Source organism: Bdellovibrio sp. CKG001 (genome assembly GCF_055397465.1).
This window is the reverse complement of record NZ_AP029173.1, coordinates 2,002,393-2,015,314: the sequence shown is the minus strand read 5'-3', so window position 1 is coordinate 2,015,314 and position 12,922 is coordinate 2,002,393. Positions and strand designations below refer to the sequence as shown.

General features: G+C 49.9%; 13 protein-coding genes. 4 read left to right on the top strand and 9 right to left on the bottom strand.

Annotated features, from left to right (window positions below; genetic code table 11):
• Window positions 1-26 precede the first annotated feature (26 nt).
• Complete coding sequence (locus ACZ50P_RS09740; RefSeq protein ID WP_347356616.1) at window positions 27-266, bottom strand: Sec-independent protein translocase subunit TatA/TatB; 240 nt, start codon at window positions 264-266, stop codon at window positions 27-29.
• Window positions 267-340: 74 nt separating this feature from the next.
• On the bottom strand, window positions 341-820 hold the full coding sequence (locus ACZ50P_RS09735) for a hypothetical protein (RefSeq protein WP_464130834.1): 480 nt from the start codon (window positions 818-820) through the stop codon (window positions 341-343).
• A gap of 199 nt (window positions 821-1,019) precedes the next feature.
• Here ACZ50P_RS09735 and ACZ50P_RS09730 point away from each other — a divergent pair, with 199 nt between their 5' ends.
• On the top strand, window positions 1,020-1,955 hold the full coding sequence (locus ACZ50P_RS09730; protein ID WP_464130833.1) for a TIGR02285 family protein: 936 nt from the start codon (window positions 1,020-1,022) through the stop codon (window positions 1,953-1,955).
• Here ACZ50P_RS09730 and ACZ50P_RS09725 read toward each other — a convergent pair.
• From ACZ50P_RS09725 to sohB, 6 genes are read right to left on the bottom strand one after another with little or no spacing between them, the layout of a single operon-like run.
• Window positions 1,927-3,141 (bottom strand): ABC transporter permease, encoded by a 1,215-nt coding sequence (locus tag ACZ50P_RS09725; RefSeq protein WP_464117005.1) that lies wholly within the window; start codon window positions 3,139-3,141, stop codon window positions 1,927-1,929. The genes ACZ50P_RS09730 and ACZ50P_RS09725 overlap by 29 nt on opposite strands.
• Window positions 3,142-3,153: 12 nt before the next feature.
• Window positions 3,154-4,125, bottom strand: a complete 972-nt coding sequence (locus ACZ50P_RS09720; RefSeq protein ID WP_464117004.1) for an ABC transporter permease — start codon at window positions 4,123-4,125, stop codon at window positions 3,154-3,156.
• 26 nt (window positions 4,126-4,151) lie between these two features.
• Window positions 4,152-5,843 (bottom strand): peptide ABC transporter substrate-binding protein, encoded by a 1,692-nt coding sequence (locus ACZ50P_RS09715; protein WP_464117003.1) that lies wholly within the window; start codon window positions 5,841-5,843, stop codon window positions 4,152-4,154.
• Between the two features lie 40 nt (window positions 5,844-5,883).
• Window positions 5,884-6,861, bottom strand: a complete 978-nt coding sequence (locus ACZ50P_RS09710) for an ABC transporter ATP-binding protein (protein WP_464130832.1) — start codon at window positions 6,859-6,861, stop codon at window positions 5,884-5,886.
• 17 nt (window positions 6,862-6,878) lie between these two features.
• Window positions 6,879-7,847, bottom strand: coding sequence for an ABC transporter ATP-binding protein (locus ACZ50P_RS09705; protein ID WP_464130830.1), 969 nt, complete (start codon window positions 7,845-7,847; stop codon window positions 6,879-6,881).
• 13 nt (window positions 7,848-7,860) lie between these two features.
• Window positions 7,861-8,880, bottom strand: coding sequence for a protease SohB (sohB, locus tag ACZ50P_RS09700; RefSeq protein WP_464130829.1), 1,020 nt, complete (start codon window positions 8,878-8,880; stop codon window positions 7,861-7,863).
• A gap of 109 nt (window positions 8,881-8,989) precedes the next feature.
• Here sohB and ACZ50P_RS09695 point away from each other — a divergent pair, with 109 nt between their 5' ends.
• Window positions 8,990-9,730, top strand: coding sequence for a hypothetical protein (locus ACZ50P_RS09695; RefSeq protein WP_464116999.1), 741 nt, complete (start codon window positions 8,990-8,992; stop codon window positions 9,728-9,730).
• On the opposite strand, the gene ACZ50P_RS09690 is transcribed toward ACZ50P_RS09695, so the two are convergent.
• On the bottom strand, window positions 9,727-10,437 hold the full coding sequence (locus ACZ50P_RS09690) for a VC0807 family protein (protein ID WP_464130828.1): 711 nt from the start codon (window positions 10,435-10,437) through the stop codon (window positions 9,727-9,729). The genes ACZ50P_RS09695 and ACZ50P_RS09690 overlap by 4 nt on opposite strands.
• Window positions 10,438-10,532: 95 nt before the next feature.
• Between ACZ50P_RS09690 and ACZ50P_RS09685 the strand changes: the two genes are divergently transcribed.
• Together ACZ50P_RS09685 and ACZ50P_RS09680 are read left to right on the top strand one after the other, a co-directional pair.
• Window positions 10,533-12,248: an ATP-binding protein gene (locus ACZ50P_RS09685; RefSeq protein ID WP_464130827.1), complete on the top strand. Its 1,716-nt coding sequence runs from the start codon at window positions 10,533-10,535 to the stop codon at window positions 12,246-12,248.
• Between the two features lie 160 nt (window positions 12,249-12,408).
• Window positions 12,409-12,828, top strand: coding sequence for a hypothetical protein (locus ACZ50P_RS09680; protein ID WP_464116996.1), 420 nt, complete (start codon window positions 12,409-12,411; stop codon window positions 12,826-12,828).
• Window positions 12,829-12,922: the final 94 nt, after the last annotated feature.

Below are 12,922 nucleotides of genomic sequence, written 5' to 3'. Positions count from 1 at the left end.
CTTTAAAGACGAGCACCAAAGTTCAATTAAGAATTATGTGTTTCGTTTTGTTTTTGTGTCTGACCCACATTTTGTTTGTTTTGGTGGGACACTTGCTGGTTGTCATGGATATCTTTAGCGTCCACGTCGATTTCGTTCAGACCTTGTTTGAAGCCACGGATGGCTTTACCCATAGACTGACCCAATTGAGGCAGGCGGCTTGGGCCGAAGAAGATCAAAAAGATAACAGCAAGAAGAAGAATGTGTGTAAGGCTAAACTCACCCATGGGGGTCCTCCCGAATGTCTTAAAGTGTACACTTTTTAGACCTGTCCGGGAGGAAAATCAATGCCTGTCTAGGGTTATTCCACTGGCATTTCGATTATTTCGACCTGATCTGCATCCGCGGCCTCTTTTTCCAGGGCATCAGAGCTTTCCTCAGTACCGACAGCAACCACCTTGGTTCCTTCAGAGACCGTCTGGACCGGCATAGCGTCGTCAGAGGCTACAGGAGCCTTGCCAGGAAGTTGTTTGGCGATACCTTTGGCAGCCACGGGGGCCTTTTGCACCTTTGCAGCAGGGGCGGTCTGGGCTTTTTTAGGACCGACGGAGCCCATTTTCTTTAGCTCTTGGTCGTACTTGGCCTTCAGGTCAGCCAGTTCCTTTTGATAATTTTTTCGGATTTCATCGACCTGGCTGTTACGTGCTTCGGTGATACAGGATGAATAGGTCTGCAATGCGATCTCTTTGGCTTGAGCACGACAAGTCAGCTCTGCAGAGGACTGTGGCAGTGCAGATAAAGAAAAGAAGATTGTGGCGAAGAAAGATAATATCGTTTTCATATCAACCCCATTTTAACAAGTTTCCTTATAACAAGATCCATGCCGCCTCTGAGCCCCACCTAATCGGGTTTGGTTCAGGAGTCCTTGTGTTTTTTACACCGTTGAACAGTCTTTTGTCGGCAGGTCCAAGACCTCGGCTTGGTAAATTACATGCTGGGGGGTGAAGGGCGCAGGAGTAACCTATTGTCAGGGTGTTGATGTGAAGAGTGTCATTGTTCTTCTTCTAGTATTAGGCTGTTTTGTCGAGTTCCTCTGGGCTCAGACATCTGCGCTTAAAGGGGACATGCGTGTGGCAATTCCCTGGGCGGTTACGGATTGGGAACCCTTCTTTATTCTCAAAGGTCCCAACAAGGAATCAGGGCGTGCAGACCGGCTAAAAAAGATTCTGGCGGAACGCATGGTGAACTATCAGTTCGTGGATTTGTATGCAGACATGCCCCGCACGCTGGAGCTATGGAAAAGAAATAAGAACGTCTGCTCTGGCGTGGCCTTGAAAACGCCTGAACGCGAAAAATGGGCGTATTTCACAGCTTTGTCTTATCAGGTGCCTCACAGCTACGTGATTCTGACGGCGCGGGCAGATCTGTTAAACGAGCTTCCCAATGAACCCTCTTTGCAGGAGATACTGAACAACAAAAAGTGGAAAGGTGTGTTTGTAAAAAACAGATCTTATGGCGAACAGATAGATTCAATTTTGAAAAAAGCGGCGGAATCTTCGTCAATTTTTATAGAACCGACTCCCGAGGGGTATGTGCCAATCCTGCGTATGATAAAAAAACGTCGCTATGATTACAGCATTGAATATGAGGCGGTGGTGAGTGCTTTCAATGAAAGAAATTACCAACAAAAACCGCTGCTGATGAAGAATATCAAGGAATCCCATCCGGCTGTGACATTCTATCTGGCATGCACGAAGAATGAATGGGGGCGAAACGTGGTTTTAAAAGCGGATGAGGTTTTGCAGAGTCTGGCCAGCACCCGCGGATATCAGGCTGCCATTGAGTCCTGGTTGGACCCTGAAACCTTGAAGGCGAACAGGAAAATTTTAGAGGAGTTTTATCAAAGAAGAGCCAAGGGACCGTGGACCACGGTCCCTGAGAAAAGTCTTAGCGGCGGATCGCCTTTGGATCAATAGCATCCTGCAAACCATCCCCCAGATAGTTGAAGCTGACGGTGGTCAGGAAGATCAAAAGACCCGGAAGAATTGCCAGGAACGGAGCTTGATAAATCAGTTCCTGCGCGTTGTTCAGCATGTTCCCCCAGCTTGGGGTTGGTGGCATGATTCCCAGACCCAGGAAGCTTAATGCCGCCTCAAATAAAATGGATTCACCAACTCCAAGGGTGATGGCCACCAACATCGGCGCAATCACGTTCGGGAACATGTGGCGCACAATAATAGTGCTGTCCTTGGCACCCAAAGTGCGGGCCGCCAAAACGAACTCACGTTCGCGAATAGATAAGATGCTTCCACGCACCAGGCGAGCCACGGACATCCACGAGAACAAACACAAGATGATGATCATCTTAAAGATGCTTTCGTTCGAAGTACTGATAATGGCCTTCAGCCACGGGATCTTGGACATGTCGATAGCTGCAATCACGATCAGAACCGGAATGTGGGGCAGAGACAAAAGGGCATCTGTCACACGCATCAAAACAGTATCTACGAGGCCACCATAGAATCCGGCAATACTGCCGATCAAAAGACCGATCAAAGCCGAAGCAATAGCCACCAGGACACCCACGCCCATGGACACGCGAGTGCCATAGACCAGACGGATAAAGACATCACGTCCCAATTCATCGGTGCCGAACAGGTGGAAGGTTTCAAAGGTTTTAAATAAAGACACAAGTCCAGCGGCCTCTTTCAAAGACAGGGACTGCAGGGCCGCAATGGCCTCTTTGGTTTCTTTGGCACCCAGCTCATAGATCGCATCGGCCTCAGCCACCGCGACGATTTCTTTTTCAACCAATGCCTTTTGAACAGCATCGGCCACTTCGGGATTTTCAGTGATGAATTTCTCGATCTCTGTTTCACGCACATCCTGACCGACCTGGGCTGTGGTGAATGGAGCCAGATAACGATTCCCCACGTTTTGGGCATCCGGATCAATGTCAGTGATGCTTTGGATGGTTCCGGCAAAGATGGCAATCAGCATAAACACAGTGATGATCACCGCGCCTGCCACAGCCAGTTTGTGGTCCATGAACTGCGTCAGGACCATTTTCCACATCGGCTGGGCTTTTTCCAGCTCGGCCCGATCTTTGGAAGACAACTGATTGGTTTCGATATCAACTTCGTTCATCGTCATTTCGCTCATATACAACAGATCCTATTGGTAAGAGATGCGTGGATCCGCAAAACCGTAAAGGATGTCAGCAACCAGATTCATCAACAAAACCATGCTTACCGAGATCACAAATGAAATCATCGCCACATTATAGTCATTACCGATAATGGAGTCATAAACCAGCTTGCCGACCCCTTGGTAAGCAAAGACGGTTTCTGTCAAGATAGCCCCAGAGAACAGGCCTGAGAAGCTCAAGGCTAGAATCGTGATCAAAGGGATCAGAGCATTGCGGAAGCCGTGCTGCCAGATCACTGTTGAGCGCGAAAGCCCTTTAGCTCGTGCGGTGCGAATAAAGTCATTGCGCATGGCTTCGAGCATCGTGGAACGCGTGAAACGGGAAAAACGTCCGATCTGTTGAATCGATAAGCTAAGAACAGGCAGGATCAGGTAAATGGAGCGGTCTTTAAGATCCGCCCAGAAACCCATGTTTTCAGCGCCAATAGTTTGAGTTCCCCCCGCAGGAAGAATAGGGAACTTCACGGCAAAAAGAATAATTAAAACAATCGCCAGCCAGAAGGACGGAATCGAGATTCCTCCGAAAGAGAAAAGATTGACCACGTAGTCGGTTTTGCTTCCTGGTTTCAGAGCAGAAAGAACCCCCAGTGGGACAGCAATGGCGATGGACAGAATCAGTGAGATGGCAGAAAGCAGGAATGTATTCCACAGACGAGGCCCCATCAGTTCCTGAACGGGAACACGATAGGTACGGCTGTAGCCCAGATCTCCCTGAAGAATGGAACCCATCCAGCTCGCATAACGCTTGTAAACGGGTTGATCCAAACCATAAAGGGATTTCAAGCGGGCCACGTCCTCAGCCGTGATCTTGGGGTTGGAGGCCACCATCATGTCCACCGGGTCACCGGGCATCAAGCTCATCAGATAGAAACACACATAGGATAGGATCACTATCACAGCGAGTGTCTGCAAAATGCGGCGGGTGATAAATGTCGTCATAACAGGGTCCTCCAGAAAGCCAGGATCTAGTTCAAGTTCCAGTCTTCGATATTGTTCGTTTCGTAGAACTGGTGTCCGGCCATTTTGTAATTCTTAAGATTCTTAGGAGTTACAGAGATGTCTGAACGGTAGTAAAGAGGCAACACAGGCACTTCCGCTGTGTACAGTTTCAGGATCTCGTGAACCAGGTCCGCACGTTTTTTCGCGTTGAACTCAAGATCCAGGGCCTCAAGGTTTTTATCCACAGTGGCATTTGTCCAACCGTGATAGTTCTGTCCGGACCAGCCATTGCTGTTGTTCGGGATGGCCTTAGAGTAAACTGTAGAACGTGGGCTGTTTTCCGGGGAGGAAACCCAGGCAAACAATGCCATGCCTTCAAATTTTCTCTTAGACATCGTGTCGCCGAAGAACACGCGTGCTGGTTCGTTCTTGATCAGAACTTCGATACCCGCTTGTTTCCATTGGTTCTGCAGGTAAACCTGAACCAACTCACGAGTTTTGTTGCCCGCAGTTGTTTGGAAAACGATGGAAAGCTTTTTGCCGTCTTTATAACGGTAGCCATCTTTGCCCATTTTCCAACCAGCAGCGTCCAGCAATTTTCCTGCTTCACGTTTGGAATAACGGTACACAGTGATGATTTTTGGATCAGCCGTGAACCATGGATCTTTCGGGGAAACATTGTGCAAAGCCACTTGCTGTTTGTTTTCAAACAGAGCCTTCACAAGGTCCTCACGATTGATGGAATACAACAACGCCTTACGAACGTTCACATCTTTCAGGATGGGATTGTCCAAACGAAGGTCGATGTGCTCATAAGTCACAGACGGCACAAAGTGAGTATCGAATGGCAGTTTTTCCGCTTTGGCTTTTTTGTCAAAGGCCAGGGCTTGGTCCAGATCCAGACCCAAAGTGGAAATCATGTCAATCGTGCCGGAACGCAGATTGGCTTCCATGGTGCCGGTGTTCGGGATCAGCTTCACGATCACTTTTTTGATGTTTGGCTGTTTGCCATAGAAGTTCGGGTTCGGGGCAAAGGCCACGTGAGAGCCCAACTTGACGTCGCTGATCACATAAGGACCGTTGTAAAGGCCCGGATTGGTCGGATTGCGAACATAGTTGGAGTTCTTCTCGTAACCTTCTTTTTGCTTGGAATACTTGTCAAAGACAGGTTTTTCCAAGTGAGTGGGAACCGGGAAGAACTGAGCCAATGTGAAGAAGTCCCATTTGGCTTTTTCATATTTGAAAGTACATTTCTTTGGGTTCTTCGGATCAATGTCGATTTTTTCAACTTGAGTCCATTGTTCTTTTTCACCCACGCTGACAGTTGGGCTGGTCGCGATGGTGTGGGAGGTGATGAAGTCCTGGCAGATCACAGGTTTGCCGTCGCCCCATTTTGCACTCTCAATGATTTCCCAGTTGGCAACGATCTTCTTTTTGCCACCTTCTTCGATGATCTTCGCAGTGCCTTTTTCCAAAGAGGGGATTTCTTTGGCTAGCTGAGTGACCCATTTACCTTCCGGAGTTAAAACCACCAGAGAGCGGCCCACCATGCGGTACATGTAAGCGGAAGCTGACATGCTCATGATCAGAGGATTCATTGTTTCAAATTCCTGAGAAATACCGATTTTTAGTTCAGCATTTGTCGGAGCTGCAACAGCCTGAGAGCTGAGGGCCAAGCCCGCTGCTACAGACAGTCCTTTGGCAAATTTCTTCAACATACTTTCTCCTTGTTGATGAAAAACATTAAAAACAAAAAAACTAAATCTGCGGGGCTTTTTCCAGCCAGCAGGATTTTTTATGGCTTCCAGTTCCTTCCAGGACCGGTGTTTTCTGCGAGCAGATGTCCATCTTATAAGGACAACGCGGATGGAAGGTGCATCCTGAAGGAGGATTGATCGGGCTTGGAACCTCGCCCCCCAAAGACTTCTTCATTTTCTTTTTGCCCTGACCCACGCGCGGGATGGCGCCGATCAAAGCCTGAGTGTAAGGATGCTGTGGGTTCTTAAACAGCTCATCACGGCTGGCGATCTCAACGATCTTACCAAGATACATCACGGCGATACGGTCACAGGTGTGCTCGATCACAGAAAGGTCGTGAGAGATAAAGACATAGGTCAGTTTGAGCTTTTCCTGAAGATCCTTCAGCAGGTTCAGAATCTGAGCCTGGATAGACACGTCCAGGGCGCTGACAGGTTCGTCACAGATAATCAGTTCAGGATTCAGCGCAATGGCGCGCGCAATACTGATGCGCTGACGTTGACCACCGGAAAATTCATGCGGGTAACGATTCACATGGGCTTTGCGCAAGCCCACCAGTTCGATCAGCTCCAGAACGCGCTGATCACGTTCAGCTGAACTTCCGACATTGTGAATATCCATCGGTTGACGGATGATCTGCCCAACGGTCATGCGTGGATCCAAGGAAGCATAAGGGTCCTGGAAGATCATCTGCATGTTTTTGCGTTTTTTGCGCAGGTCCTCACCCTTGAGTTTCAGGAAATCCTGTCCATCAAAGTTGATTTCACCGGCAGTGGGTTCGTAAAGGCGAATCAGGGTGCGGCCCAGGGTGGATTTGCCACAGCCGGATTCACCCACCAGCCCCAGAGTTTCCCCTTTGTGAACGACCAAGGAAACGTCGTCCACGGCCTTAACACTGGCCACTTCGCGCAGTAAAAGACCTTTTTTGATCGGGAAGTGCTTCTTAATATTTCTGGCTTCAAGAATGATATTATCCATCGTTCGAATTCCCAATATTAAAGAGGATTAAAGCAAGCCACTTTGTGACCTGGTCTGATTTCAACCAAAGGCGGTTTGGTGCCAGCGCATTCACTTTTCACACGTGAACAGCGATTCACAAACGGGCAACCCTTAGGCAATTCAAATGGCGCCGGAACGCTGCCTTCAATGGTCATCAGGCGCTGAACACGTTCACCAAATTTCGGGCGGGACGCAATCAGGGCTGCGGTGTAAGGGTGGCTGGGATTTAAGAACAATTCGGAAGTGTCAGCCTGTTCGCAAGTCTGTCCTCCGTACATCACCATCACGCGATCAGAGATCTCAGAGATCACACCCAGGTCGTGGGTGATAAACTGAACTGTCATATTCAGTTTTTCCTGCAGATTCTGAATCAGTTCCAGAATCTGAGCTTGAATCGTTACGTCCAAAGCTGTTGTTGGTTCGTCCGCAATCAGGAAGGTTGGATCACAAGATAGAGCCATGGCGATCATGGCCCGCTGTCTCATCCCTCCAGAGAGTTGGTGAGGGTAGGAGTTGTAACGTTCTTCCGGGGAGGGAATGCCCACCAGGCGAAGCATTTCAATGGCGCGTTCTTTGGATTCCTTGGGCCCACACTTTTTATGCTTCATGATCTGCTCGTCCATCTGGAAACCGATGGTTAGAACAGGATTCAAGGCTGTCATAGGTTCTTGGAAGATCATGGCCATTTCGCCGCCACGAACCTCTTCCATATCAGCTTCAGAGATTTTCAGGATGTCGCGTCCATTCAGGAGGACCTGGCCTCCGGTGACGCGGCCGGGGTGTTCGATCAAACGCATCAAAGAATAAGAGGTGACCGATTTGCCGCATCCGGATTCGCCCACGATCCCCAAAGTCTGTCCTTTATGGATTTCGTAGCTGACATTATTCACAGCGCGAACAGGACCGGCCTTGGTGGAAAAGGTTGTTTCGAGGCTTTTTACTTCAAGTAATGGTTGAATTGACATTGCTTAAGTCCTCTTAAAGAAAGCGTCTGGCTTCAAGTTCTTCAATTGCCGACAAGGCGCCTTTGCGCAAGGCGCGACCCAGAACGCCGGACAATTTATCGCTCAGGCTTTGGTGGTGTTCAAATTTTACTTTAACTACCTGATGCTTGTCTGCAAGACCCAAAAGGTAATCATCGCTGGTGCGGATTTCATCCACCAAGCCTTTACCCAGGGCCTGTTCGCCGTACCAGTATTCTCCGGTGGCCACTTCAGAAAGGTTCAGTTGAGGGCGGAAGCGGCTGACAAAGCTTTTGAACAAAGCGTGGGTGTCTTCCAGTTGTTGTTTGAACTTTTCTTCACCCTTTTCAGTGATTTCGCCCAAAAGGCTGACAGTTCTCTTGAATTCGCCGGCGGTGTATTCTTTATAGTCGACATCATGTTTTTTCAGCAGGCGATGCAGGTTTGGAAGCTGAGCCACAACACCAATAGAGCCCACAATCGCAAACGGCGCGCACAGGATCTTGTTGGCAGTGACCGACATCAGGTAGCCGCCGCTGGCAGCCACTTTATCCACACAAACTGTTAATGGAATGTTCTTTTCACGAATGCGCAGAAGCTGGGATGCGGCCAGGCCATAGCCGTGCACCACGCCGCCGGGGCTTTCCACGCGCACGACCACTTCATCTTGAGGCGTTGCCAGGGTCAGAACCGCAGTGACCTCTTCACGCAGGTTTTCAACGGCAGAGGCTTTGATGTCGCCTTCGAAATCGATCACGAAGATCTTTTTGTCGCCGTCACTGGACTTGGATTCATGGGCTTTGCGTTCTTCCTTCAGCTTTTTTTTCAGCTCTTTACGTTCGGACTTGGTGACCGTGTGAGCCTTCAGCATGTGGCGGAAGTTTTTATAGCGCTTGTGCAGAAGTTCGATTTGGATTTCGGATTTATGGCTGGCTTTGGCGGCAATCAAAGCAATCACCAGAATCACTGCCAAAATGGCAAATAGAATCAGAAATGTCTGTGCTGCGAAAACCCCGATGCTCTGCAATGCGTCCATAGTACTCCTTAGAGACAAAGGTGTACGTTATTCATGATTTAGCCAAAGGTCGAGCATCTTTTTTGTTTGCTCAAAAAAAAGCGGGGAGCCTGATAGACTGGCAGAAGGAATGAACTCTTCAGCTCGTCAGACCTTTATTTTGGTTTTGCTCCTTTTAAGCTCCGCCGCCTTTGGCGAGAGTGCTGAAGAAACACGTCTTAAAGGTTTTGCTCAGCATCATAACTCTCAAGAACGCTTTGAAAAGGCCCGCCAACAGGGTGAAAGAGCCTATTTGGAAGAGGAAGAGCAGTGGGAAAATCAAAAGGACCGCGCTTTGGCCGAATATAAGAGGACCAAGAAAGCTGAAACCATCTCTGACGAGGGCCCCGAGGCCAAGGCTGATGCGGTTGCTAAGAAAAAGTTTGATGACGCTTATGAGCAAGAGCGTCTGAGATACATCGAGCAAAAGAGCAAACAAAGGATTGTCACGCGGGGGGAAAATCTTCCTACGGAGGCTCAGGAGTTGGGTCTTCTGGAGGATCGCCCTCGATATGATTACCGCAAGCGCGCCATGTACGGGGCAAAGCCCAAATATGGCCGGGTCACCCCGGGAAGCTCCAGTTCGTCAGGATCGTCTTCATCTTCTTATGGAGGGGGAAGTTCTTTCCCACCACCGCCCACCTTTGATGATTTCGGCGGGGATGGGGGCTACGTGCCAGCGCCTAATGTTGACGATTTTGGTGGCGATATTCCACCACCTCCACCACCGCCTCCGTTTGGCGACGACTTTGGGGGTGGCTTTGGTGGAGACGGGGATTTCCCGCCACCTCCTCCGCCACCACCGCCTTTTGAAGGCGGCACGGACTTCTAACTTTCCTTTAGCAGCTCTTCGGTGCTGAGGCCCGAGTGCTGCTTGATGCCTCTCATCAGGTACCAGAAAATTCCCAGCAGAAAGAGCATGGAGGGAACCATGATGATGGCCATCGACCATGTGGTCATCTGCGCAATCTGCTCATTCAAAAGTGTAGATTGTGCATCCGTGGTTAGAGTTGGATCAATTTCAGTAAAGATTTTGCGCGCCAAAACAAAGTTGCATACGGCACTGAAAGCAAATGAAAGAGACAGCCAGATGGTGGCCTTTTTCATGTGATCATGGAAGTCTTTCTGTTTGCCGTTGGCCTTTAGGCGCTCTTCCAGAAGGTCCACTTTCATCAGAGCCGGATTCAGGAACAGAGTTTCAATGAAGGGTTTTTTGGTAAAGGCAGAGCCCATCACAAAGAGGCCCACCAGAGCGGGGAATGCCGCCTCTTTGACCGCAAACCAGAAGCCGTTAAGTCCCAGCAGAGCCAAACCTCCGGTGAGAAGGACATTCAGTAATCCCAGGGCCGAAAAGGCGTTGAACTTCTTCCTTTTAATAAGGTCATAGGCCCCATAGCCCAAAGGGAATGCCAGCGCCAGGATCAGGGCCCAGAATGGACCAATGAATTTGCTTAATTTATTTAAAATCAAGACAGGCAGTACGATGTTGAAGATAATATTTAAAAGGCCGTTCTCTTTAGGTGGTTCCTGTTTTGACATGCTTAGCATCCTTGTCGGCTTCTGCTAAAAAGGCAAGTCGGCGCTGTGCGCAAAGAGACGTTGCTCTTGGTCCAAGGAGCAGGGACAATTTTTAGATGTCTTTGATTTTAATCTACCTTTCGACGGCGATCAGCTTTCTTGTAAGCACCTTGTATGCGGCGAGGACTTGGTCCTATCGTCGTTCCTATCTGCATCGGCTGGTTTTTGTGATCGAAGTGGGTTATGCCATGTGGGCGTTTTCATTGATCAGCACGATGGCGGTCGATGATATGCAGTTTAAAATTTTCATGACCCATTTTCGGATGTTAGCTTTGCCATTGATGTTTCCGGCGTGGCTCTTGCTGGTTGCAGCCTTGTTCTTTTCCGAACTCTCCGCAAAGTTTCGCCGCTGGTGGCGTTGGATATTTTTGTTCCCCGTCCTTGTTATCGGGGCCAATGCCGCAGGCCTGATGGGGGTCCCGGGTGTGGCTCCGCTGTTTTACAGTGATTTTCATGAGCTTCCGGCCTTTCAAGGATTGGTGGGGTTTACCCGTGGCCCCCTGATTCGCGCCACTTTTGTTTATAGTGCTTTATGTATTGTTCTTGCCTTTTCCATCGCGGCCTATGCGGCCATTGTTTTGCGTGGGGCTCGCCGCCGGTATGCAACGGCGTTGGTGGCGGTAAGTCTTTGGCCCCTGGTTTTGGAGGCTGGCATTTTGCTGGCTTCGCCGGATATGCCGTGGCGGCAATTAAAAGTAATGGGTTTGTGGCCCTTTATTCTTGCCATTCACTATGCGGCAACTCGTGTTGATGTTTTTGAAATCACTTCCTTGGCGCAGCAAAGAGTTTTTGAGGGCCTGCCGGGGCCGGTTGTGATTCTGAACACACGCAGTGAGTACTGGGGTAGCAACATGGCGGCCGAAAAAATCCTGGGCCTGCAGAAGCGCTGGCGGGGGCGCCCGGCGCAAGAAATTCCAGTGTTGGCGGAAATTCTGGCAAGTGACGGAAAGTACCAGTCTGAGGGCTTCAGTTATCAGGTTTTAAAACACACCTTGGAATCGCAGCACGGCGAAAACCGCGCGCATATTCTGCAATTGAACGACGTAACTGAGTTGGAGGAAAGCAACAAGGTGCTGCGTGAACTGAATGAAGAGATTCTGAGGATGCACCGTTTTAATAAACGAGTTCAAACGGTTCTGGCACATGATCTGACCGGGGCGTTGGTAGGGACGCAGATGCTTCTTAAAGATGCGGTCCGCCAGATTTCGGGAGACGAGGCCGGGAGATCGCAGTCTTCTTTAGGCAAAGTGCATGAAGCCCACGAGGTTTCACTGGAGCTTTTGCGAAATATCCTGACCTGGAGTTTCGAGGAGGAGAGCAAAGGCGGAGTCGAGCTGGGGGCTCGAATCAAAGCCGTTGTTCGTCATCTGGTGCCGCAGATGTTGCAGCGAAATGTGGATCTGGGCGTTCAGTTGCCTGAGCAGGAGGTTTGGCTTTGGGGTTCGGCGCGCGTGGTGGATGCGATCGTTCGCAATTTGTTGTCCAATGCCATCAAGTTCAGTCCCGACAAGGCTCAGGTTCTGATTGCCGCCCGGACAGAGGGGGCTTTTGCGGTTCTGATGATTCAGGATGAAGGGGCGGGAATATCTTCGGATCTGCTGGCTCGGCTGTCGGATTCGGGTGAATCGGTGTCCTCGGAAGATGGCTTCGGTGTGGGTCTGAAATTCACCCGGGACTTCGTGCGGCAGATGGACGGGATCTTGAGTTTTGAAGTAAACTCGCCAGTTGGCACGCGGGTCCTGGTCAAACTTCCGCTCTTCGTCCGGGCTTAAGCGGGGATGCTTCTGTAGATTCTGAAGTCTCTATCGCGATTCTGAGTCTTTCGTCGTTGTTACCGTTTGCCTGAGGCGTTCAATGGCGTGCTGGAGGCGACGGTCGTCATTATGAAGACCTTTCTTGCCGGAAGCCTGTTGAATCAGTCTTTCTAAGCTGGTGTTTTGTTGGCGGTCACGCCCTTGGTCACCGGAGCCTCCGCAGCACGGTGGGAACCAGTCTGATGACTATGTTCGTGGTGAAGTGCGCTCTTGGGAGCGTGTCGGCGAGTTCACAGCTCCGAAAGGCTTCCCTCAGAGATTCAGTATCAACTTGGACACTCTTCGCGCCGTCAAGGAAGTGCGTTTTGCCGTTGATGATGGTGAGGTCCGCGTAACTCGCGTAACTGGAGAGACCGCTTCGGGCGCTCTTGTGAATCTGTCGCAACTTGAAGGGGATTTCTCCGGCGGGACATCCTACTCTCGCAGAGTCCACGGACAATACGCAATTCGTCTGCAAAGAATCGAGCTGGAAATCGTGAGCAAAAACCTAAGAGGCTCCCGCGCAAAAGTGGAAGTCTTTGTTGGGTACACTCGTTAAAGCCTAAAGGTTCCAGGTGCTTATTTGGGTCTACGCAGCGTCAATTGCTGCGCAAGAGGCCCACATCAATAAGTGCCTGGAGTCTTGGATCCGC

What these genes read in the sequence shown, in the direction of transcription:
- ACZ50P_RS09740 (WP_347356616.1), bottom strand. Translation starts at nt 266, where the DNA reads ATGGGTGAGTTTAGCCTTACACACATTCTTCTTCTTGCTGTTATCTTT.
- ACZ50P_RS09735 (WP_464130834.1), bottom strand. Translation starts at nt 820, where the DNA reads ATGAAAACGATATTATCTTTCTTCGCCACAATCTTCTTTTCTTTATCT.
- ACZ50P_RS09725 (WP_464117005.1), bottom strand. Translation starts at nt 3,141, where the DNA reads ATGAGCGAAATGACGATGAACGAAGTTGATATCGAAACCAATCAGTTG.
- ACZ50P_RS09720 (WP_464117004.1), bottom strand. Translation starts at nt 4,125, where the DNA reads ATGACGACATTTATCACCCGCCGCATTTTGCAGACACTCGCTGTGATA.
- ACZ50P_RS09715 (WP_464117003.1), bottom strand. Translation starts at nt 5,843, where the DNA reads ATGTTGAAGAAATTTGCCAAAGGACTGTCTGTAGCAGCGGGCTTGGCC.
- ACZ50P_RS09710 (WP_464130832.1), bottom strand. Translation starts at nt 6,861, where the DNA reads ATGGATAATATCATTCTTGAAGCCAGAAATATTAAGAAGCACTTCCCG.
- ACZ50P_RS09705 (WP_464130830.1), bottom strand. Translation starts at nt 7,847, where the DNA reads ATGTCAATTCAACCATTACTTGAAGTAAAAAGCCTCGAAACAACCTTT.
- sohB (WP_464130829.1), bottom strand. Translation starts at nt 8,880, where the DNA reads ATGGACGCATTGCAGAGCATCGGGGTTTTCGCAGCACAGACATTTCTG.
- ACZ50P_RS09695 (WP_464116999.1), top strand. Translation starts at nt 8,990, where the DNA reads ATGAACTCTTCAGCTCGTCAGACCTTTATTTTGGTTTTGCTCCTTTTA.
- ACZ50P_RS09690 (WP_464130828.1), bottom strand. Translation starts at nt 10,437, where the DNA reads ATGTCAAAACAGGAACCACCTAAAGAGAACGGCCTTTTAAATATTATC.
- ACZ50P_RS09685 (WP_464130827.1), top strand. Translation starts at nt 10,533, where the DNA reads ATGTCTTTGATTTTAATCTACCTTTCGACGGCGATCAGCTTTCTTGTA.